Source organism: Microbacterium sp. NPDC057944 (assembly GCF_042887445.1).
GTDB classification, from domain to species: Bacteria; Actinomycetota; Actinomycetes; order Actinomycetales; family Microbacteriaceae; genus Microbacterium; species Microbacterium natoriense.
The window spans coordinates 1,229,202-1,250,634 of sequence record NZ_JBHVPJ010000001.1 but is presented as its reverse complement, the minus strand read 5'-3'; the positions used below and the strand labels follow the sequence as shown (position 1 = coordinate 1,250,634).

The following is a 21,433-nucleotide window of genomic DNA, read 5'->3' as shown; positions in this document are numbered from 1 at the left end:
TGCCGACGATGTCCGTTGTATCGATTGTGCGCGCTTCAGCGCGCGGAGGGTCCGAAGCCGGTGATGCGCTTGGGGCGCGGCGGCGCGTACGTGCGCACCTTCGAGGTCGTGAGGCCGAGACGCACGAGCCCCTCGGCCACGGCCACCGCGGCCTGCACGCCGTCGACGACGGGCACGCCGCACAGCTCGACGACGCGGTCCTTGAGCTCGGCCATGCCGCCGCAGCCGAGCACGATCACCTCGGCACGGTCGATCTCGACCGCCTTCTGCGCCTCGGCGGCGATGGCCTCGATCGCGCGCTCGGGGTCGGACTCGAGTTCGAGCACGCCGAGACCGGAGGACCGGACGGAGGCGCAGCGGTCGTGGAGCCCCGCGAGGATCAGACGGTCCTCGATGAGCGGCACCGCACGGTCGAGCGTCGTGACGACGGAGTACGAGCGCCCGAGGTACATGGCGGTGGATGCCGCGGCCTCGGTGATGTCGACGACCGGGACCGTGAGCAGCTCCTGGAGCCCCTCGCGCCCGTGCTCGCCGTAGCCCGCCTGGATGACCGCGTCGTACTCGCCGTCGTACCGGACGATCTTGTCCATCACCGCGATCGCGGCGAGGTAGCTCTCGAAGTTGCCCTCGCAGGATTCGGCGCCGAAGTCGGGGGTGAGGCCGATGATCTCGGTGCCGGGGGATGCGACCGCTCTCGCGGCCTCGGCGATGCCGTCGGTCATCGTCTGGGTGGTGTTCACGTTCGCGACGAGGATGCGCATGATCGTTCTCCCTGGGTCAGTGGGTCGGGGTGACGGCGATGTCGCCCGCGTCGACGTCGTGGAACGGGCCGCGACGGTCGGCGATCACACCGTAGACGATGGCCGCGAGCCCTGCGGCGAAGAACCAGGAGAACTCCCGCACCGACTCGAAGACCGGGAGGAAGGTGAGCAGCAGCGAGATGCCGCCGGCCACCACGAGGGCGATGATCGCGCGGGGGTTGAATCCGCGGGAGTACGCGTACTCCGACACCGGCGAGGTCGAGTACAGCGCCGGCACGTTGATCTGCTGCTTCTTGATCAGCCAGTAGTCGACCATGATGATGCCGAACAGCGGGCCGAGCAGGGCGCCGAGGCCGCCGAGGAACACGTTGATGACGATCGGCGAGTTGTACAGGTTCCAGGGCGTGATGACGAGTCCGATCACCGCGGAGAGGATCGCTGCCTTGCGGAAGTTCAGGTGCTTGGGCAGCAGGTTCGTGAAGGCGTAGGTGGGGGCGACGAAGTTGGCCATGAGGTTCACGGCGACCGTGAGTGCGATCAGTGCGAGCGAGGCGAGCACGAGGAGGAACGTGTTCGGGATCGCGGCGACGACGTCGGCCGGGGAGGTGATGACGGTGCCGTCGATCTGGAAGGTGCCGCCGGCGAGGACGACGACGATCACGCCGAAGAACAGCATGTTGATCGGGATGCCCCAGAAGTTGCCCTTGATGATCGCCTTGCGCGACTTCGCGCCGCGGGTGAAGTCGCAGAAGTTCAGCACGAAGGTGCCGTAGATCGAGACCCAGAGGGAGGCGGCGCCGAGCATCTTGAGCCACAGCTCCCCGCCCTCTGCGGTGCCGTGCGGGGCCCAGTTGATCTGGAAGCCGCTCTGCACGAGCACCCATACGGCGAGGGCGACGAAGGTGGCGAGGATGATGGGGCCGGCCCAGGCCTCGTACTTGCGGATCATCTCCATGCCGTAGCTGACGATGATGACCTGCACGATCCACAGCACCACGAAGGTGATCCAGCCGAGGGCGGAGAGCCCGAGGAAGGACCCCTCCTGGAGGGATGCCGCGCCGGGGGCGACCGCGAGGATGACGACCTGGAGCACCTGCGAGGCGAGGAAGGTCTGGATGCCGAACCACGCGATCGCGACGATGCCGCGGAGCAGGCCGGGGATCTGCGCGCCGTGGACGCCGAAGGCGATGCGGCTCATGACGGGGAACGGGACGCCCGTCTTCTCCCCCATGAACCCGGAGAGGGTGAGCAGCAGGAACAGGAACAGCGCTCCGAAGGCGAGTGCTCCGAGGATCGCGCCGCCGCTGAGGCCGAGGGCGAACAGGCCGATCGCGAACGCGTAGTTGCCGAGGCTGTGGACGTCGTTGGCCCACAGGGTGAAGATGCTGTACGCGCTCCAGTGGCGACCCTCGCGGGTCGTGGGCGCGAGGTCGGTGTTGTACAGGCGGGGGCTGATGCCGGCCTGCACGGCGATGGTGATGGAGGGCGCCTCGTCGAGGCCCTCTGACGCTCTGCTCGGGATGTGGACGAACTCTTCGGTGGACATCATTGCCTTTCCTTGACCGCTCCGTCAGGTAAGAGATGTTGCAGGGTAATTCCGTAATATGGAATCTAGTTTTCAACTAAAGAAATTTCACCACACACGGCGATGCCGTGTCAATGCTCTGGGATACCAGAATCAGAGGAGATCGCGCGCGATGAGGGCGCCGACCTCGACGAGCAGGGTCTTCGCGTTCGCGATGCTCGTGGCAGGGTCCGGTTCGAGCGCGCTCAGCGCGTGCACACGGTGGAATCCGGCATCCGTCGCCTCCTGCGCCGACAGCGTCGACCGCCCGCACACGGCCACGACGGGCACCCCCGCCGTACGCGCGGCAGCAGCCACCCCGAGGGGCGTCTTGCCGCCGAGGCTCTGATCGTCGAGACTGCCCTCGCCCGTGATGACGAGGTCGGCGCCGACGATGCGATCAGCGAGTCCGGTGAGCCGTTGCACGACGTCGATGCCGGGTTCGCGGCGCGCGCCGAGCACCGCCAGAGCCGCGTACCCGACACCCCCGGCGGCGCCGGCGCCGGGGGCGGATGCCGAGGGCCGCACCCCCGGCTGCTGCTCGAGGAGGGCGGCGAATCGTGCGAGGCCCGCCTCGAGGGCGGCGACATCGTCGGCGCTCGCCCCCTTCTGCGGCGCGAACACGGCAGCCGCACCCCGGTCCCCGAGGAGCGGATTGTCGACGTCGCTCGCCAGCACGATCTCCGCCTCGGCGAGCCGCGGATCGAGCCCAGACACATCAGCAGACACGAGCTCGACGAGCGCGGCGCCGCCGGCCCGCACCGGACGATCCTCCGTCCGGAGGGAGACGCCCAGTGCCTGCAGCATCCCGGCGCCGCCGTCGGTGTTCGCACTTCCGCCGACGCCGAGCACGATCGTCGTGCACCCGCGGTCGAGGGCCGCGGCGATCAGCTCGCCCGTGCCGCGGCTGGTCGCCGTCAGCGGGGCCTTCTCGCCGCCCGGCAGCAGGTCGAGCCCGCTCGCGGCCGCCATCTCGATGATCGCCTCGGAGCCCCGCACCGCGAACCGCGCGGTGACGGACTGCCCGACGGGGCCCGTCACCGTCACGGTCACGGGGTCGAACCCGCTCGCGATCGCCGCGTCGACCGTGCCCTCGCCGCCGTCGGCGACGGGAACCGCCTCGACGACGGCATCCGGGATCAGCGTCCGGATGCCGTCGGCGAGCGACGCCGCGACCTCGGCCCCGGTGGCGGAGCCCTTGAACTTGTCCGAGGCGATCAGGATGCGCATGGACCGGTCTCAGTCCAGCAGGGCGTAGACGGCCTCGGGCGCGTCGGCGGGCGACGTCGCGAGGTCCTCGAACTCGTTCATGGTGTCGAGGTCGGCGCCCATCGCGATGTTGGTGACGCGCTCGAGGATGACCTCGACGACCACCGGCACCTGGAACTCGTCCCGCAGGCGCTCGGCCTCGGCGAAGCCCGCGGCGAGGTCCTCAGGGCGCTCGACGCGGAGCGCCTTGCAGCCCAGTCCCTCGGCGACCTTGACGTGGTCGACGCCGTAGCCCGTGGCGATGCTGGAGGAGTCCTGCGGCGTGTTGATGTTGTCGAAGGCCAGCGAGACCTCGTAGTCCATCTCGAACGGACGCTGCGACTGGCGGATCAGACCGAGGTAGCTGTTGTTCACCACGACGTGGATGTACGGCAGCTTGTGCTGCGCGCCCACGGCGAGCTCCTCGATCATGAACTGGAAGTCGTAGTCGCCGCTCAGCGCGACGACGGGCTGCTCCGGCTTGCCGCGGACGACGCCCAGCGCGGCGGGCAGGGTCCAGCCGAGGGGTCCGGCCTGGCCGGCGTTGATCCACTGGCGGGGGCCGTAGACGTGCAGCAGCTGCGCGCCCGCGATCTGCGACAGGCCGATCGTGGTGACGTAGGTGGTGTCGTGGCCGAAGGCCGAGAGCATCTCCTGGTACACGCGGTGCGGCTTCATGGGCACGTTGTCGAAGTTCGTCTTGCGCTGCAGACGCGCCTTGCGGTCGCGGCACTCCTGAGCCCAGCCGTTGTAGTCGGGCAGCTCGGCGACGCGGTCGCGTGCGGCCTCGAGCAGCGCGTCGATGAACGCACCGGCGTCGGACACCACCCCGTAGTCGGGCGCGAACACGCGGCCGATCTGGGTGGGCTCGATGTCGACGTGCACGAACGTGCGGCCCTTGCGGTACGTGTCGAGGCCGCCGGTGTGGCGGTTGGCCCAGCGGTTGCCGATGCCGAGCACGAAGTCGCTCTCGAGGAAGCTCGCGTTGCCGTAGCGCTGCGAGGTCTGGATGCCGACGAGGCCCCCGGCGAGCGGGTGGTCGTCGCCGATCGCACCCCAGCCCATCAGGGTCGGGAACACGGGCACTCCCAGGGTCTCGGCCAGCTCGACGAGCTTCGCGGAGGCACCGGAGTTCACGATGCCGCCGCCCGCGATGATCGCGGGGTGCGTCGCCGCGATGAGCATGTCGAGCACCTTCTCGGCCTGCGCGCGGGTCGCGACGGGCTTCGCCACGGGCAGCGGCTCGTAGGTGTCGATGTCGAACTCGATCTCGGTCATCTGCACGTCGAACGGCAGATCGAGCAGAGCAGGACCGGGGCGACCGGAGCGCATGACCTGGAACGCGGTCTGGAAGGCGCCGGGGATCTGCCCCGCCTCGAGCACCGTCTTGGCGAACTTCGTCACCGGCTTCGCGATCGACGCGATGTCGACGGCCTGGAAGTCCTCCTTGTCGAGCTTCGCGACCGGAGCCTGTCCGGTGATGCAGAGCATCGGGATGCTGTCGGCGATCGCGGCGTACAGGCCGGTGATCATGTCGGTCCCCGCGGGGCCCGACGTGCCGATGCAGATGCCGATGCGGCCGTCGCCGGTGCGGCTGTAGCCGTCGGCCATGTGCGAGGCGCCTTCGACGTGGCGGGCGAGGGTGTGACGGATGCCGCCGTTCTGGCGCATCGCCGAGTAGAGCGGGTTGATGGCGGCGCCTGGCAGGCCGAACGCCTCGGTGGCGCCCTCCTTCACGAGGATCTGGACGATGGCGTCCACTGCGCGCATGCGGGTCATGAGAGTGTCCTTTTCATTTCGGTCGTCGAGCGAGGAGCGAAGCGACGAGACGAAACGTCTTCCGCTGACGTCGAACGCCGGATGAGGCGTTTCGTCTCGCTTCGCTCGCTCAACGAACGGGAGATTGCGTGGTGTGGGGTCGCTCAGTCGCGACCGGAGAGCTCTGCGGTGAGCTTGAAGAGGCCCGAGTGGTCGAGGCCGCCGTCGCCGCGGGCGACGAGGGCGTTCACGAGCTGTGCGACGGCGGCGCCGAGCGGGACGGTGACCCCGACGGAGCGCGCGGCTGCGGTGACGATGCCCAGGTCCTTGTTGTGGAGGGCGAGGCGGAATCCGGGGGCGAAGTCGCGGTTCAGCATCTTCTGCCCCTTCTGGTCGAGGACCTTGGAGCCGGCGAGGCCGCCGCCGAGGACCGTGAGGGCGGCATCCGTGTCGACGCCGAACGCCTCGAGGAACGTGACCGCCTCGGCGAGCGCCTGGATGTTGACGGCGACGATGAGCTGGTTGGCTGCCTTGACGGTCTGACCGGCGCCGGCGGGGCCGACGTGCACGATGGTCTTGCCGATCGCGTTCAGCACGGGCTCGGCCTTCGCGAAGTCCTCAGGGGATCCGCCGACCATGATCGACAGCACGCCGTCGATCGCGCCCTGCTCGCCGCCGGAGACCGGGGCGTCGACGGCGCCGAAGCCGGCCGCGACGGCCTCCTCCGCCAGCGCCTTGGCGACATCGGGGCGGATGGAGGAGTTGTCGATCCACAGGGCGCCCGGCTTCGCGTTCGCGAAGACGCCGTCCTCGCCGCGCACGACGCCCTCGACGTCCGGGGAGTCGGGGACCATCGTGATGACGACGTCGGCGTCCTTCACGGCATCCGCGATGCTGGTCGCGCCCGTGCCTCCGGCCTCGACGAGCGTGTCGATGGCCTGCTGGCTGCGGTTGAATCCGGTCACGTCGTAGCCGGCCGAGACGAGGTTCTTGGCCATGGGGAGGCCCATGATGCCGAGGCCGATGATGGCGATGCTGGTCATGTCGTCGCTCCTTCGCGAGGGGTGTCAGTTCTGGATCCAGGCGAAGGGGTCCGCCTGGGTGGCCTTGTACTCGAGTCCGATGGGTCCGGCGTAGCCGCCCGCCTGGGCGTCGGCGATCCACTGCGCGAGCGGCAGGTCGCCGGTACCGGGCTCGCCGCGGCCGGGGGCGTCGGCGATCTGGATGTGGCCGAACTCGGCGGCGTGGTCGGCGACGACCGCCGCGACGTCGTCGCCGTTGACGGCCAGGTGGTAGAAGTCGGCGAGCAGCTTGACGTTGTCGACGCCATGCTCGTCCGCGACCCTGGCGATGATCGCGAGCGCGTCGGCAGCAGTCTTCAGCGGGTAGGCGTCCATGCCCGAGACCGGCTCCAGCAGCACGATGCCGCCGATCTTCGCGACCGCGGCACCCGCGATCGCGAGGTTCTGCACAGCGAGGTCGTCCTGCGCCTGGGCGTCGGCGCCCTCGATGCGGTTGCCGTAGAGGGCGTTGAAGGCCTTCGTGCCGAGCCGCTCGCCGATGGCGACGACCACCTCGACGTTGGCACGGAACTCGTCCTCGCGGCCGATCCAGGAGACGAGGCCGCGATCGCCCGCCGGCATGTCGCCCGCGAAGAAGTTGAGGCCGGTGAGCTGCACGCCGGCATCCTGGATGGCCCCGACGAAGGCGTCGACGTCGTCCTGCGCGGGAACCGCGGAGGAGAACGGCCACCAGAACTCGACGGCGTCGAAGCCGGCCGCCCTGACCGCAGCGGGGCGCTCGGTGATCGGCAGCTCGGTCAGCAGGATCGAGGCGTTGACGGTGTAGCTCATGAGATCATCCTTGATTTCGAATCGTGGAAGAAAAGTTCCTAGTAATGAAAAGACTACGCGCGAAGGCTCGACGTGTCAACGATTCGGAGCCTCGAGTGATATACCATCCTTTCCGCTATGTGGATATTGAATTCCCCCTTTCGAAAACTATCGCCGCGGGGATACAGTGACCGGGCGCCCCGTCTGGGAGCGTCCAGACTCAACTCGACGATGAGCAAGAGAGGTCTCACATGTCATCCACCGATCCTCGCGATCCCGCAGGGCCGCCCTCAGGGCGGAACGACCTGATCCCCCGCACCGGACTGATCGTCCCGAAGGCGAAGAAGGTCGGCCGCGTCCGCTGGGCCATCGGGTTCCTGCTGTTCTTCGCGGTGCTGATCAACTACATCGACCGCAGCTCGATGTCCATCGCGGAACACGACATGCGGATGGAGTTCGGCCTCACCGAGGGCCAGATCGGCATCATCCTGGGCAGCTTCGGCTGGTCGTACGCGCTCATGCAGATCCCGATGGGGATGCTGCTGGACAAGATCGGCATCAAGTGGGTCATGCGGGCGGCGACCGTCCTGTGGGCGGTCTCCTGCTTCCTCACCGCCATGATCAGCGGCATGGGCCTGCTCCTCATCGCCCGGCTGATCCTCGGCCTCGCCGAGGCGCCGATCTTCCCCGGCGCCATGAAGACCACCAGCTACTGGTTCCCCCGCAGCGAGCGCGGCATGGCCACCGTGATCTTCGACAGCGGCCAGCGCCTGTCCAACGTGATCGGCTTCCCGCTCGTCGGCGCCGCCGTCGCCCTGTTCGGCTGGCGCGGCGCGTTCATCACCATCGGCGTGCTCAGCCTCGTCTACTTCATCGTGTTCTTCGTCTTCTACCGCGACCCGAAGGAGATGAACCGCAAGGGCCGGCTGAGCGACGTCGAGCTGAACCACATCCTCGACGGCGGCGCGCAGCACGAAGACGCCCCGACACCGAACCCGCTCGCCAACCTCGGATACATCCTGCGCCAGCGCAAGGTGTGGGGCATGTCCCTCGGCCTCGGCTGCGCCGGCTACGTGCAGTGGATGCTGCTCACCTGGCTGCCGGGCTTCCTGCAGTCGCAGATGCACATGGACGTCGCGAAGTCGGGTCTGTTCACCGCCGTCCCCTGGCTGTTCGCCGTCGTCGTGCAGTACCTGCTCCCCGGCTACCTGCTGGACCGCATGGTGCGCAACGGCAGGTCCAGCACCGCGGTCAGGCGGGTGTTCATCATCGGCGGGATGCTGCTCGCCACCACGATCGTCGGGACGGCGTTCACCACCGACCTCGTCTGGTCGCTCGTCTGGATCACCCTGGGGATCACGGGCATCACCATCACGTTCAGCGTGACGAACTCGCTCCCCGCCCTGATCGCCCCCGAGGGTGCGGTGGGCGCGACCGGCGCCGTCATGAACACCGTGAACAACCTCATCGGCACGACAGCTCCGATCGTCACCGGATTCATCGTGCAGTTCACCGGCAGCTTCGCCTGGGCGTTCATCGTCGCCGGCATCATGCTCGTCATCGGCATCGTCTTCTACACGGTGATGCTCGGCCGGATCGAGCAGATCCCGACCGTCGAGGAGCGCGCCGCCGCCGCTGTCGCGAAGGCCTGACCCGTCGGATCCGTCGAGGAGCGGGGCCCCCGGGCCCCGCTCCTCTCACACGTTCGGCCCCCGCCCATCGAGCAGTCCCCGGTCGTTGTGCGAGGGCGCGCCGGCGACCGAGACGACACGCCTCACGGGACGTACGACTTCAGCCGCGGCATCCGGGCCGACGCGCTCCGGCTCGTCGACTTCCCCTCACGTCAACGCTCCGGGCTCGTCGACCTCCCCTCACGTCAACGCTCCGGGCTGAGAAAGCGCCCTCGGGCTGAGGATTCCGCAGGATTCCTCAGCCCGAGGACGTTTTCTCCTCCCGACCGTGCGCCCTGTCTTCGACGTCGGCCCGTGGTGCGGGATGCCGTCGGGGCCCCGGTCATGGAGAGGCCGACGACGACGAAGGCGCCGTCCCGCAGCAGCGGGGCGGCGCCTTCAGGCTGACGGACGGCGTCAGGTCAGGGTGATCTGGCGGTTCATGTCCTTGTAGAGCAGGTACCGGAAGTCCTCGGGCCCTCCGGCGTAGCAGGCCTGCGGGCAGAAGGCGCGCAGCAGCATGTAGTCCCCCGCCTCGCACTCGACCCAGTCGTCGTTCAGGCGGTAGACGGCCTTGCCCTGCAGCACGAACAGCCCGTGCTCCATCACGTGCGTCTCCGCGAACGGGATCGACCCGCCCGGCTTGAAGGTGACGATGTTCACCTGCATGTCGTGCGCCATGTCGCTGGCGTCGGAGAAGCGCGTGGTGGCCCAGACGTCGTCGGTGTCGGGCATCGAGACCGGAGCGATGTCCTTGTCGCTGGTGATGAAGGATGCCGGGGCGTCGACGCCGTCGAGCCACTCGTAGGCCTTGCGGATCCAGTGGAAGCTGGTGATCTCGTCGCCCTCGTTCGCGAGCGACCACTTCGCCCCCGGTGCGAGGAACGCGTAGCCGCCCTCCTCCAGCACGTGGCGCTCCCCGTCGAGCGTGAGCGTGAGCCGTCCCGTGGTGACGAAGACGACGCCCTCGACACCGGCCTCCGGTTCGGGCTTCGCCGCGCCCCCGCCCGGAGCGATCTCGACGATCAACTGCGAGAACGTGGTCGCCGAGCTCGGGGTCGGGCGGGCGATGATCCATGCGCGCGTGTTCGTGAAGCCGGGGAGGCTGCTGGTGACGATGTCGCGCAGCACGCCCTTCGGGATGAAGGTGTACGCGAGCTTCACGACCGCGCGGTCGGTGAGCAGATCGCTCTGCGGCGGGAGTCCGCCGGCGGGCGTGTAGTACGTGCGGGTGTCGGTGCTCATGAGTTGTCCTCCTCGGAGACGGCGAGCTTCGGGTGGGCGAGCCTGATCAGCTCGGAGGGCGTGGCGGCCGCGGCATCCCGCACCTCCGCCTCGGTGACGGCGCCGCACTCCAGCCCGCGCACGACGAAGCGCGCGAGGGCCCGAGCCGTCGCCGGCTCGTCCATGATGGCGGCGTCGCTGCCGTGCAGGTAGTTGTCGAGGCGCTTCGCCGCGCCGGCGAAGCCCTCGCGGTAGAACGCGTAGGTCGCGAGGTACCGGGTGGGCAGCTGCTCGGCGGCGAGATCCCAGCCCTGGTAGTAGCCGCGCTCCAGCGAACGCCGCACGAGGCGCGCATGCAGCCTCCAGGCGTCGAGGGCGTTCTCGCCGATCGGGATCACGTTCGTCGATCCGTCGGAGAGCCGCACCCCCGTCTCGGCGACGGCGACCTGCATGACCTGTTTCGCGTAGTCGGCGGCCGGATGCTCCATCGACTGGTACGCCGCGGCGATCTGCAGCGAGGCGCTGTAGTCGTAGGTGCCGTAGTGCAGGGCCGACACGCGTCCGTTCGCACGGTGCAGCAGCGTGGCGACCGGCACGGACCCGTCGGCCGCGACGATCAGCTGCGGCGTCTCCATCTGCACCTCGAAGCGGAGGCGCCCTGCGGGCAGGCCGAGGCGCTCCTCGAACCTCTCGCACAGCGAGACCATGGCCTCGACCTGCGCGATCGTCGTCACCTTGGGCAGCGTGAGCACGAGCCCTGCGGGCAGCGGACCGAGACCGGCGAGGGTCGTCAGGAACAGATCGAGGGTGCGGATGCCGCGGCGCCGGGTCGGCGCCTCGAAGCACTTGAAGCGGATGCCGATGAACGGCGGAGCGACGCCGGCGGCCACGGCTGCCGCCACGCGCTCGGCGGCGAGCACGGCATCCGCGTCCTCCTCGGCATCCGGTCGGGCGCCGTAGCCGTCTTCGAAGTCGAGGCGGAGGTCTTCGATCGGCTCGGCGACGAGCTTCGCGTCGACCAGGGGTGCGAGCTCGGAGGCGAGGTGCCCGAGGCCGACCGCTTCGGCGAGCGCGACCGTCCCGCCGACCGCGGCGACGGCCGCAGCCGCCTTCGCCCCGTACGCCGCTGGGAGCTCCGGGGTGAACCGGTCCGCCGGCACGTACAGGGTGTGCACGGGCTGGCGGGTGCCGTCGTCTCCCGGGTACTCGGTCGTCAGCAGCGCGTCGGTGCCTGCGAGCTGCGCGTCGATGTCGAGGAGGTCGGCGTCACCCAGGGTTCCTGCAGCCACGGTGCTCACTCCTCGTTCGAGGCGGAGGACTCGACGACGCGGACGATCGCCTCGGCGACCGCGCCGGCCACCAGCGGATCGAACACGCTCGGGATGATGAAGCTCGCGTTGAGCTCGTCCTCGCCGACGCGGGAGGCGATGGCCTCGGCGGCTGCGACCAGCATAGGCGGCGTGATGTCGGACACGCCCGCGTCGAGCAGACCGCGGAAGAAGCCGGGGAAGGCGAGCACGTTGTTGATCTGGTTCGGGAAGTCGCTGCGTCCGGTCGCGACCACGGCGGCGTGCTTGGACGCGACGATCGGGTCGACCTCGGGGGTCGGGTTGGCCATGGCGAACACGATCGCGTCGTCGGCCATCGCGGCGATGTCGTTCTCGTCGAGGACGTTCGGTGCGCTCACGCCGATGAAGACGTCGGCGCCGACCACGGCCTCCTTGAGCGTGCCCTGGAACCCGCGCGGGTTGGTCGTCGCGGCGATCTCGGTGCGGTGCGCGTCGGTGTACTCGCCGCCGCCGTGGATCGCTCCGTCGCGACCGGCGGCGACGATGTCGTGCGCGCCCTCGGCGAGGAGCAGCTGGATGATCGCGTTGCCGGCGGCGCCGACGCCGGAGACGACGATGCGGACCTCTCCGATCGTCTTGCCGACGACCTTGAGCGCGTTGCGCAGGGCGGCGAGGGTGACGATCGCGGTGCCGTGCTGGTCGTCGTGGAAGACCGGGATGTCGAGCTCTTCACGCAGACGGGCCTCGATCTCGAAGCAGCGGGGAGCCGCGATGTCCTCGAGGTTCACGCCGCCGTAGACGGGGGCGATGGCCTTGACGATCCGGATGATCTCCTCGGTGTCCTTGGTGTCGAGGCAGACGGGCCACGCGTCGACGTTCGCGAACTGCTTGAAGAGGGCGGCCTTGCCCTCCATGACCGGGAGCGCGGCCTCGGGGCCGATGTCGCCGAGGCCGAGGACGGCGGTGCCGTCGGTCACGACGGCGATCGTGTTGCGCTTGACCGTGAGCTTGCGGGCCAGGTTCTTGTCCTCGGCGATGGCGAGGCAGACACGGGCGACGCCCGGCGTGTAGGCGCGGGAGAGGTCGTCGCGGTTGCGCAGCGGAACCCGCGGGTTGACCTCGAGCTTGCCGCCGAGGTGCATGAGGAACGTGCGGTCGCTGACGAGGCGCACGGTGACGCCCTCGAGGGCGTCGACGGCTGCGCGCACGCGGTCGGCGTGCTCCTCGCCCGTGGTGTTGCAGGTGAGGTCGACGACGATCGTGGTCGGGTGCGACTCCACGACGTCGAGGGCGGTGACGGCTGCACCGGCCTCCGCGGCCGCCGCGGCGAGCTCGCTGGTGACGCTGAACTTGGACGGCGCGTCGATCCGCAGGGTGATCGAGTTTCCTGGTCCGGGATTCGCCATGTTTCCTCCTCGTCGAGGTGAGCCCGGCCGAGTCGCCGTGGCACACGAGATGCTTTTCTTCAGAAATCTTCAATGATTTTCGTATCGTGGAGTCTATTATCTACTTTATGGAAGTTCGACGCAAGAGTCGAAGTATTCGAGACGAGATTTTCGACACGGGGCTCTCGCATGATGGAATGATCGCGACACTGGGAGGTTTAAATGGCTGAGAGCAAGACCCCGAAGAGCGCCGGATCCGGAGTGCAGTCGGTCGAGCGCGTCTTCGAGCTCCTGGAACTCGTGACGGATGCCGGTGGTGATGTCACGCTGAGCGAGCTCGCGGCATCCACCGATCTCCCCCTCCCGACGATCCACCGCCTGCTCCGCACGCTCGTGTCGCTGGGCTACGCGCGGCAGCTGCCGAACCGGCGCTATGCGCTCGGCCCGAGGCTGATCCGCATCGGGGAGGGAGCGCAGCGTCAGTTCGGCGCCCTCGCCCGCCCCCAGCTCAAGGGCCTGGTCGACGCGCTCGGCGAGAGCGCGAACATGGCGGTGCTCGACGGCGACATGGTCGTCTACGTGGCGCAGGTGCCGTCGCTGCACTCCATGCGCATGTTCACCGAGGTCGGCCGCCGCGCGCACCTGCACGACACCGGCGTGGGCAAGGCGATCCTCGCGCAGCTCCCGAACGACACCGTGCGCGGCATCGTCAGCAGGGCCGGGATGCCGACCCCCACGGAGCACAGCATCGGCACGGTCGAGGATCTGCTGGCCGAGCTCGACGTGATCCGCGAGCGCGGCTACGCGATCGACGACCAGGAGCAGGAGATCGGCGTGCGCTGCTTCTCCATGGCGGTGCCGGATGCTCCGACCCCGACCGCCGTGTCGGTCTCAGGCCCGATCTCGCGCGTCGACGAGGCCTTCGGCGGCCGCGCCGTGCCGCTGCTGCGTCGCGCGGCCGAGGCGATCGTCGCCGAGCTCAACGACTGAGCCCCGACCGACACTCGCGGCCTCGCGCTGCACTCCTCTGCGCGACACCGCACCGGCATCCGCCAGCTCCGATGCCTTCGCGCGCTCGGGCTGAGAACGCACGCTCGGGCTGCCCCCGCACGCCCGGACTCACCCGCACGCTCGGGCTGAGAACGCACGCTCGGGCTGACGAATCCGCGAAGATCCTCAGCCCGAACGTGCTTTCTCCTCCCGAAGCGGCGACAACCACTACGCACCGGCATCCACTCGCACCTCCGGGACTAGCCCCGCACGCCCGACCTAGCCCCGCACGCACCGGACTGACCCCGCACGCCCGGACTCACCCGCAGGCCCGGGCTGAGAACGCACGCCCGGGCTGACGAATCCGCGAAGATCCTCAGCCCGAACGTGCTTTCTCCTCCCGAGGCGGCGACGACAACGCGCGCGCCGGCTACTCCGCGTCGGAGCCGCTCGTGCCGGCGTTCACGTCGAGGAGGCGGTACTTCTCCGCCGCCTGGGCCGGGGCCGCGGCATCCACTTCTCCGCGCTTCGCGAGCAGTTGCAGGGTCCGCACGACGATCGACGGACCGTCGATCTTGAAGAAGCGCCGCGCGGCGGCCCTGGTGTCGGAGAATCCGAAGCCGTCGGCGCCGAGCGTCGCCCAGTCGTTCGTCACGAACTGGCGCACCTGGTCGGGCAGGTCCTTGGCGTAGTCGCTCACGGCGACGATCGGCCCCTCCGCCCCCGCCAGCTGCGAGACGAGGAACGGCGTGCGCGCACCGCGTCCGAGGAACTCGTCCTCCTCGGCGGCGACCGCGTCACGGCGCAGCTCTGTCCACGAGGTGACCGACCAGACGTCGGCCTGCACGCCCCAGTCGTCGCGCAGCAGCTGCTGCGCCTCGAGCGCCCAGGTCGCGCCGATGCCGGAGGCGAGGAGGTGCGTCTGCGGGTTCTCGACGGCGGAGATGCGGTGGATGCCGCCGAGGATGCCGTCCACGTCGACGCCGTCGGGCTCCGCCGGCTGCACGATCGGCTCGTTGTAGACCATGAGGTTGTAGATGCGGTTGCGGTCGGTCGAGTCCGGCCCGTACATCCGCTCGATGCCGGCGCGCATGATGTGCCCGATCTCGTAGCCGAACGCGGGGTCGTAGGTGACGACGGCCGGGTTCGTCGCCGCGAGCAGCGGGGAGTGCCCGTCCGCGTGCTGCAGGCCCTCGCCCGTCAGGGTCGTGCGCCCCGCCGTGGCCGAGATGAGGAAGCCGCGGGCCATCTGGTCGGCCGCCGCCCACAGCGAGTCACCGGTGCGCTGGAAGCCGAACATGGAGTAGAAGACGTACACGGGGATCAGCGGCACACCGTGCGTGGCGTATGAGGTTCCCGCCGCCGTGAACGCGGCGATGGACCCGGCCTCGTTGATGCCGACGTGCACGATCTGCCCGCTCGTCGACTCCTTGTACGACAGCACGATGTCACGGTCGACGGCGAGGTAGTTCTGACCGTTCGGGTTGTAGATCTTCGCGGTGGGGAAGAACGCGTCCATGCCGAAGGTGCGGGCCTCGTCGGGGATGATCGGGACGATCCTCTTGCCGAACTCCGCGTCGCGCATGAGGTCCTTCAGCACGCGGACGAACGCCATCGTCGTCGCGGCCTGCTGCTTGCCGGAGCCGCGCGCCGCGACCTCGTACGCCTTGGCATCGGGCAGCGTGATCTGACCCGAAGCGTTCGGCCGGCGCTCCGGCACGAACCCGCCGAGCGCCTGCCGCCGCGAGTGCAGGTACTGGATCTCCGGAGCATCCACCCCCGGGTGGTAGTACGGCGGCTGGTACGGGTCGGCCTCGAGCTGAGCATCCGTGATCGGCACCCGCAGGTGGTCGCGGAAGTCCTTGAGGTCCTGCAGCGTGAGCTTCTTCATCTGATGCGTCGCGTTGCGCGCCTCGAAGCGCTGCCCGAGGCCGTAGCCCTTGACGGTCTTCACGAGGATGACGGTGGGCTTGCCGTTGCGCTGCATCGACTGCTCGTAGGCCGCGTAGACCTTGCGGTAGTCGTGGCCGCCGCGCTTGAGGCCCCAGATCTGGTCGTCGGTCAGCCCGTCGACGAGGGCGCGGGTGCGCTCGTCGCGGCCGAAGAAGTTCTCGCGGATGAACCCGCCCGACTCGGCCTTGTAGGTCTGGTAGTCGCCGTCGACCGTGGTGTTCATGATGTCGACCAGGGCGCCGTCGGCATCCGCCTCGAGCAGGCCGTCCCACTCGCGACCCCAGATGACCTTGATGACGTTCCATCCGGCGCCGCGGAAGAAGCCCTCGAGCTCCTGGATGATCTTGCCGTTGCCGCGCACGGGGCCGTCGAGCCGCTGCAGGTTGCAGTTGACGACGAAGGTGAGGTTGTCGAGGCCGTCGTTCGCTGCGAGCTGCAGCAGCCCTCGCGACTCGGGCTCGTCCATCTCGCCGTCGCCCAGGAAGGCCCACACGTGCTGGTCGCTCGTGTCCTTGAGGCCGCGCCCGTGCAGGTAGCGGTTCGACTGCGCTTGGTAGATCGCGTTCATCGGGCCGATGCCCATCGACACCGTCGGGAACTCCCAGAACTCCGGCATGAGCCGGGGGTGCGGGTAGGACGAGAGCGCGTGGCCCTCGCGCGACTTCTCCTGGCGGAATCCGTCGAGGTCCTCCTCGCTGAGGCGGCCCTCCATGAAGGCGCGGGCGTACATGCCGGGAGAGGCGTGACCCTGGAAGTAGATCTGGTCGCCGCCGCCGGGGTGGTCCTTGCCGCGGAAGAAGTGGTTGAAGCCGACCTCGTACAGGGTGGCGGCGCCCGCGTAGGTGGAGATGTGGCCGCCGACGCCGATGCCAGGGCGCTGCGCGCGGTGCACCATGACGGCGGCGTTCCAGCGCATCCAGGCACGGAAGCGGCGCTCGAGCTCCTCGTCGCCGGGGTACTCGGGTTCATCGGCGACGGAGATCGTGTTGATGTAGTCGGTGGTCGCGATCGGCTCGGAGCGGATGCCGGCGCGATCGACCAGCGTGCGGATGATCTGCTCGCCGCGGTCGGTGCCGCGCTCTGCGATCAAGGCGTCCAGGGATTCGAGCCACTCCGCGGTCTCCTCGGGGTCGAGGTCGGCGGGGAGGGCGGCGGAGGCGCGATTGTCGGTCACGATTCGGCCTTTCTTGTTAGATGGGTCATGCGTCGAGTTCAGGAGAGGAGTCAGCGATGAGCAAGGGACGGATCGCCGTGGTCACAGGCGCGGGGTCGGGGATCGGACGGGCGGTCGCACGCGCGATGCTCGAGGACGGCTTCCGCGTGGCGCTGGCCGGGAGACGGGAGGAGGCGCTGCGGGAGACCGCGGACGGGCATGCGGATGCTCTCGTCGTGCCGACGGACGTCACCGTGGAGTCCGAGGTCGACGCCCTCTTCGACCGTGTGGTCGCGGAGTGGGGACGCGTCGACGTGCTGTTCAACAACGCCGGGGCGTTCGGCCCGACGGCATCCGCGGCGGAGATCTCCCCGGCCGACTGGCGGCGCACCCTCGACGTCAACCTGACGGGCTCGCTGCTGTGCGCCGGTGCGGCCATGCGGGCGATGATCGCGCAGCAGCCCTCGGGCGGCCGCATCATCAACAACGGCTCGATCTCCGCTCAGGTGCCGCGGCCCCTGTCGGTCGCGTACACGGTGAGCAAGCACGCGATCACGGGGCTCACCCGGTCGATCGATCTGGATGGGCGTCCGCACGGGATCTCGGCGGGGCAGATCGACATCGGCAACGCCCGGACGTCGATCATGTCGGAGATCGGCGTGGGCGACGGCGCCCTGCAGGCCGACGGGTCGCGCCGGGTGGAGCCGACCTTCGACGTCGCGGATGCCGCGCGGGCCGTGCTCTTCATGGCGCAGTTGCCGGCGGAGGCGAACGTCGCGAGCCTCACGGTCGCGGCATCCGGCATGCCCTACGGGGGCCGCGGCTGAGAGGAGCGCGGGGGTCCTGTTCATCTCGGGACCTCCTCGTCCTCTCGCCGGTGTCGGCATCGGGTGGCTGCGGGGTTCGGGGTGAGCCCGGTGCGTCATCGAACGAGCTCACCCCCGATGCGCCGGCATCGGATCCGGTGCACCCCCGAGTACATACATTCCGTATTATGGAATAATACTTTCAGTATGTGTAACTAGTGTGTCGATCAGCGGCGCTCTTGTCAAGGTTCTGCGGGGTCCGTTCGCCCCGTCGGGCCGAGCGGACCCCGCAGGGAAGCCGCATCAGTGACCGGAGCCCCCCGGCTCCTCGTCGACGATCGTGATCGGCGTGCCCTTCGCGTCGATGAGCTTGCCGCCCTCGTAGCGGTCGCCCTCGCGGAGCACCCGGATGACGTCGGTCTTCACGGCCCTGACGGGGCTCGCGGCGAAGACCGACGGGTTGTCGGGAGTGCCCTTCGAGAAGTGGTTGAACACGAGGTTCAGCAGGATCGCCATGATCGCCGCCGAGCTGATGCCCGATCCGAAGATGACCTGGAACCACGTCGGGAAGTTCGAGTAGATGTCGTGGTTGACCTCGGGCAGCACGCCGAAGGACAGCGACGCCGCCACGATGATGAGGTTCATGTTGCCGTCGTACTTGACCTTCGAGAGCGTCCGGATGCCGGACGCGGTCACGGTGCCGAAGAGCACCAGGCCGGCGCCGCCGAGGACGGCGGTGGGCACGGCGGCCACGATGCGTCCGAGCACCGGCAGCAGGCCGAGGATGATGAGGATGACGCCGCCGGCGGCCACCGCGTAGCGGCTCTTGATCTTCGTGACCGCGACCAGGCCGACGTTCTGCGCGAAGGCGCTCTGGGTGAAGGAGTTGAAGATCGGCGAGATGGCGCTGGACGCCATGTCGGCGCGGAGACCGGCGGCGATGCGCTTGCGATCGACCTTCGAGCCGGTGATCTCGGCCACGGCGATGATGTCGGCGGTGGTCTCGGTGAGGATCACCAGGACGACGATGGTCATGGAGACGATCGCGGCGAGGTCGAACGTCGGGACGCCGAACGCGAACGGGGTCGGGAAGGCGAAGATCGGCCCCTCGAACACCTTCGAGAAGTCGGCCTTGCCGATGAGAGCTGCGAACACGGTGCCGATCACCATCGCGAGGAGGATCGACAGGCGCGAGATCGTCGAGTTGCCGAGCTTGCTCAGCAACATGATGACGAGCAGCGTGAACCCGGCGATGCCGACGAACACCGGATCGGCGTAGTTGTCGGCCTCGGGGTTGGCGCCGGTGATCCAGCGCGCCGCCACGGGGACCAGCGAGAGGCCGATCATCGTGATCACGGTTCCGGTGACGACCGGCGGGAAGAACCGCACGATCTGCGCGAAGAACGGCGCGATCACGAGGCCGATCAGCGAGGCGACGATGACGGCACCGAACACGGCCGGCAGCCCGCCTCCCTGGTTCACGATCGCGAGCATCGTCGCGACCCCCGCGAACGAGACGCCCTGCACCAGCGGGAGCTGCGAACCGAAGAAGGGGATGCCGAGGGTCTGCAGGAGCGTCGCGAGACCGCCCATGAAGAGGCAGGCGGCGACGAGCACACCGACCTCGGTGGGGGTCAGGCCTGCAGCCGCGCCGATGATGAGCGGCGGCGCGATGATGCCGCCGTACATGGTGAGGACGTGCTGGAGCCCGAACGTGAAGGCGGTGCCGAGACCGAGGCGCTCGTCCTCCGGCCGGTCCGACTCGGTCGTGGTCTTGGTCTTGGTCTTGCTGGTACTGCGTGCAGCGAACATCTGGTGGACCTCCTTGTCCGGGACCCGCTCTTCGGGGTGGGCATGATGGGCGTGATGGGCATGACGAATGATGCTCGCTCGGGGGAGCGGGCATGGCGAGGGTCGGGGGCGGGCCCGGTGCGTCGGGAAACGGACCCGCCCTCGGCGCCGGACGATCATCCGGCGCAGTGTTCAGGGCGAGGAGCGGAGCGGCTCCCCGCCCTGACGATCAGCAGAAGCCGGCGATGCCGCTCCAGGACCAGTGGTCGGTGTCCGCTCCGTCGCGCAGGAACGCCGCCTCGATGAGGCCGTAGGGACGGTCTGCGGCGAAGAAGACCTCGTTGGGGTTCTCCAGGCCGAACGGCGACAGGTCGACGACGAAGTGGTGCTTGTTCGGGGTCGAGAAGCGGATCTCGTCGATCTCGGGGTGCGCCTCGAGAACGGCCTCCGCCATCTCCTTCAGCGTGTGCTGCAGCGCGTACGAGTAGTTGCGAGAGAAGCCGGCGAGGAGCAGCCGGCGGACGTCCGCGAAGGTCTCATTGAAGTCGAGATCGTTGCGGTTGTAGCGCCACTTGGCCGTGACCGAGGTGGCGAGGATGCGGTCCTCGGTCTCGGGCAGCGTCGTGTACCTGTCGCGCGGGTAGCCGACGAAGCCGCTCTGGGTGGACTTGAGCACCGTGAGGTCCTGCAGACCGGCGATGACGACCGTGTCGTCGCCGTCGATCTGCACGACGGCGGTGCGGGTCTCGGTGCCCGCACGCACGAAGGCGTGGTCGTGGGGGCCGTCATCTCCCTCGATGCGGGCCCAGGTGTACTGCTCGGCAGCCCAGCGGCCGCCGGTGACCCAATCGAACTCGCCCGTGAAGTGGCGGCCCAGACGGAGCAGGAACTCCTCGGGACTGCCGATGCCGTCCTTGGCGAACGCGTACACCGTGTTCTTCTGCGTGTCTGTGGCGACGCAGTGTGCGTTGTCGCCCTCGAAGTGCACCGCCTCGAAGTCGCCGCGCAGCTGCGAGGTGACGTTCAGGTCTTCGATCTCGTGACGAGCGGTGTCGCGCGTGATGCGGACGACGCGGTTCTCGGCCTTGCCGTACTGGTTCTTGCCCAGAATGATCTCGGTCATTTTCTACTCAGCTTCCTCGGTAAGTGGAATAGGCGAACGGGCTCAGCAGAAGCGGCACGTGGTAGTGCGCCTGCTCAGAGTCGACCAGGAAGGTCAACACCACCTCCGGGAAGAAGGTGTCCGTGTCGATGCCGGCGAAGTAGGCCGCGGTGTCGAACCGGAGGCGGTAGGCACCGCTCTCCAGCCGCTCCGGGCCGAGCGCTTTCACCCGCCCGTCGGCATCGGTGAGGCCCGTACCGATCCCCGACCATCCGTCGCCGACTCGGGCCTCGAGTACGACGGCGACGCCGGGCGCGGGGCGCCCGATCGATGTGTCCAGGATGTGGGTGGTCACGTGAGAGACGCTCATGCGCGCGCTCCTTCTGTCTCGATGGCGCCGGCGAGCCGGAGCGCGGCGATCTCGCGCAGCTGCTGGTCGATGACGACCAGCTCCTGCGCGGGGGTGTTGCCCAGGCGCTCCTGCAGCAGGGCGAGGATGTCGTCGGCCGTGCGACCGGCTGCGCGGACCAGGTACACCCGGTCGAACTTCGCCTCGTAGGCCCTGTTGCCTGCGGCGAGGGCGTCGGCAGCGCCGGCGTCGACGCCCGCCTGCTCGCTGCGGGCGTGCGCCGCTTCGGCGCTGTCGCCCTGAGCGCGCTCCCCGATGCGGGGGTGGTGCGCCAGTGCCGCGTCGAGCTCTCCCTCGGAGAGGGGCGCGGCGACCGCCATCGCGGCATCCGTGAGCGCCTCGACCGAGGCGTAGGGGCGGCCGTCGACGATCGCGTCGTACCAGCGGGGAATGTCCAGTGCAGGCTTCGCGATGCTCAGAGCGTCATCGCGGGTGCTGGAGTTGAACTCCTCGAGCAACATCTTTGATCCTCAAGCACATACTGGCATCCGGCGCGTA

17 protein-coding genes are annotated in these 21,433 nt (G+C 68.9%); 3 read left to right on the top strand and 14 right to left on the bottom strand.

Annotated features, from left to right (window positions below):
- Nucleotides 1–35: 35 nt before the first annotated feature.
- The 6 genes from ACFVRO_RS05680 to ACFVRO_RS05655 all read right to left on the bottom strand — a co-directional run bounded on the left by ACFVRO_RS05680 (nt 36) and on the right by ACFVRO_RS05655 (nt 7,184).
- The gene (locus ACFVRO_RS05680; protein WP_386950172.1) at nt 36–761 is read right to left on the bottom strand and encodes an aspartate/glutamate racemase family protein; all 726 of its coding nucleotides are present in this window, start codon (nt 759–761) and stop codon (nt 36–38) included.
- Nucleotides 762–777: 16 nt separating this feature from the next.
- On the bottom strand, nt 778–2,310 hold the full coding sequence (locus ACFVRO_RS05675) for an NCS1 family nucleobase:cation symporter-1 (RefSeq protein WP_386950169.1): 1,533 nt from the start codon (nt 2,308–2,310) through the stop codon (nt 778–780).
- Nucleotides 2,311–2,439: 129 nt separating this feature from the next.
- Entirely contained in the window at nt 2,440–3,555 is a 1,116-nt protein-coding gene (locus ACFVRO_RS05670; protein ID WP_386950166.1) for a glycerate kinase, read from the bottom strand.
- Between the two features lie 9 nt (nt 3,556–3,564).
- Nucleotides 3,565–5,352 carry a glyoxylate carboligase gene (gene gcl / locus ACFVRO_RS05665; RefSeq protein WP_386950164.1) on the bottom strand — a complete coding sequence of 596 codons (1,788 nt, stop codon included), beginning with the start codon at nt 5,350–5,352 and terminating at the stop codon, nt 3,565–3,567.
- 143 nt (nt 5,353–5,495) lie between these two features.
- Complete coding sequence (locus tag ACFVRO_RS05660; protein WP_386950161.1) at nt 5,496–6,374, bottom strand: 2-hydroxy-3-oxopropionate reductase; 879 nt, start codon at nt 6,372–6,374, stop codon at nt 5,496–5,498.
- A 24-nt stretch (nt 6,375–6,398) separates the two neighbouring features.
- The gene (locus tag ACFVRO_RS05655) at nt 6,399–7,184 is read right to left on the bottom strand and encodes a hydroxypyruvate isomerase family protein (RefSeq protein WP_386950159.1); all 786 of its coding nucleotides are present in this window, start codon (nt 7,182–7,184) and stop codon (nt 6,399–6,401) included.
- 230 nt (nt 7,185–7,414) lie between these two features.
- Here ACFVRO_RS05655 and ACFVRO_RS05650 point away from each other — a divergent pair, with 230 nt between their 5' ends.
- A complete protein-coding gene (locus ACFVRO_RS05650; RefSeq protein ID WP_386950156.1) occupies nt 7,415–8,815 on the top strand; it encodes an MFS transporter in 1,401 nt (466 codons plus the stop codon).
- A 435-nt stretch (nt 8,816–9,250) separates the two neighbouring features.
- Here the strand turns inward: ACFVRO_RS05650 and ACFVRO_RS05645 are convergent, their stop codons facing one another.
- From ACFVRO_RS05645 to ACFVRO_RS05635, 3 genes are read right to left on the bottom strand one after another with little or no spacing between them, the layout of a single operon-like run.
- A complete protein-coding gene (locus tag ACFVRO_RS05645) occupies nt 9,251–10,078 on the bottom strand; it encodes a bifunctional allantoicase/(S)-ureidoglycine aminohydrolase (protein ID WP_105676252.1) in 828 nt (275 codons plus the stop codon).
- The gene (locus ACFVRO_RS05640) at nt 10,075–11,346 is read right to left on the bottom strand and encodes a DUF6986 family protein (RefSeq protein ID WP_386950153.1); all 1,272 of its coding nucleotides are present in this window, start codon (nt 11,344–11,346) and stop codon (nt 10,075–10,077) included. Before ACFVRO_RS05640 ends, ACFVRO_RS05645 begins: the two co-directional genes overlap by 4 nt.
- A 5-nt stretch (nt 11,347–11,351) precedes the next feature.
- Nucleotides 11,352–12,752 carry an NAD-dependent malic enzyme gene (locus ACFVRO_RS05635; protein ID WP_386950151.1) on the bottom strand — a complete coding sequence of 467 codons (1,401 nt, stop codon included), beginning with the start codon at nt 12,750–12,752 and terminating at the stop codon, nt 11,352–11,354.
- A gap of 201 nt (nt 12,753–12,953) precedes the next feature.
- Here ACFVRO_RS05635 and ACFVRO_RS05630 point away from each other — a divergent pair, with 201 nt between their 5' ends.
- Nucleotides 12,954–13,721, top strand: coding sequence for an IclR family transcriptional regulator (locus ACFVRO_RS05630; protein ID WP_105676250.1), 768 nt, complete (start codon nt 12,954–12,956; stop codon nt 13,719–13,721).
- Between the two features lie 430 nt (nt 13,722–14,151).
- Here ACFVRO_RS05630 and aceE read toward each other — a convergent pair whose 3' ends face one another.
- On the bottom strand, nt 14,152–16,848 hold the full coding sequence (gene aceE, locus ACFVRO_RS05625; protein ID WP_386950148.1) for a pyruvate dehydrogenase (acetyl-transferring), homodimeric type: 2,697 nt from the start codon (nt 16,846–16,848) through the stop codon (nt 14,152–14,154).
- A gap of 56 nt (nt 16,849–16,904) precedes the next feature.
- Between aceE and ACFVRO_RS05620 the strand changes: the two genes are divergently transcribed.
- Nucleotides 16,905–17,654 (top strand): SDR family oxidoreductase, encoded by a 750-nt coding sequence (locus ACFVRO_RS05620; protein ID WP_386950146.1) that lies wholly within the window; start codon nt 16,905–16,907, stop codon nt 17,652–17,654.
- 282 nt (nt 17,655–17,936) lie between these two features.
- Here ACFVRO_RS05620 and ACFVRO_RS05615 read toward each other — a convergent pair whose 3' ends face one another.
- The 4 genes from ACFVRO_RS05615 to uraD all read right to left on the bottom strand — a co-directional run bounded on the left by ACFVRO_RS05615 (nt 17,937) and on the right by uraD (nt 21,396).
- Nucleotides 17,937–19,445, bottom strand: a complete 1,509-nt coding sequence (locus ACFVRO_RS05615) for a nucleobase:cation symporter-2 family protein (protein WP_386950143.1) — start codon at nt 19,443–19,445, stop codon at nt 17,937–17,939.
- Nucleotides 19,446–19,653: 208 nt separating this feature from the next.
- Nucleotides 19,654–20,547: a factor-independent urate hydroxylase gene (gene pucL / locus ACFVRO_RS05610; RefSeq protein WP_105676244.1), complete on the bottom strand. Its 894-nt coding sequence runs from the start codon at nt 20,545–20,547 to the stop codon at nt 19,654–19,656.
- 7 nt (nt 20,548–20,554) lie between these two features.
- On the bottom strand, nt 20,555–20,896 hold the full coding sequence (gene uraH / locus ACFVRO_RS05605; protein WP_105676242.1) for a hydroxyisourate hydrolase: 342 nt from the start codon (nt 20,894–20,896) through the stop codon (nt 20,555–20,557).
- Complete coding sequence (uraD, locus tag ACFVRO_RS05600) at nt 20,893–21,396, bottom strand: 2-oxo-4-hydroxy-4-carboxy-5-ureidoimidazoline decarboxylase (protein ID WP_105676241.1); 504 nt, start codon at nt 21,394–21,396, stop codon at nt 20,893–20,895. The genes uraH and uraD overlap by 4 nt, the downstream gene beginning before the upstream one ends.
- Nucleotides 21,397–21,433: the final 37 nt, after the last annotated feature.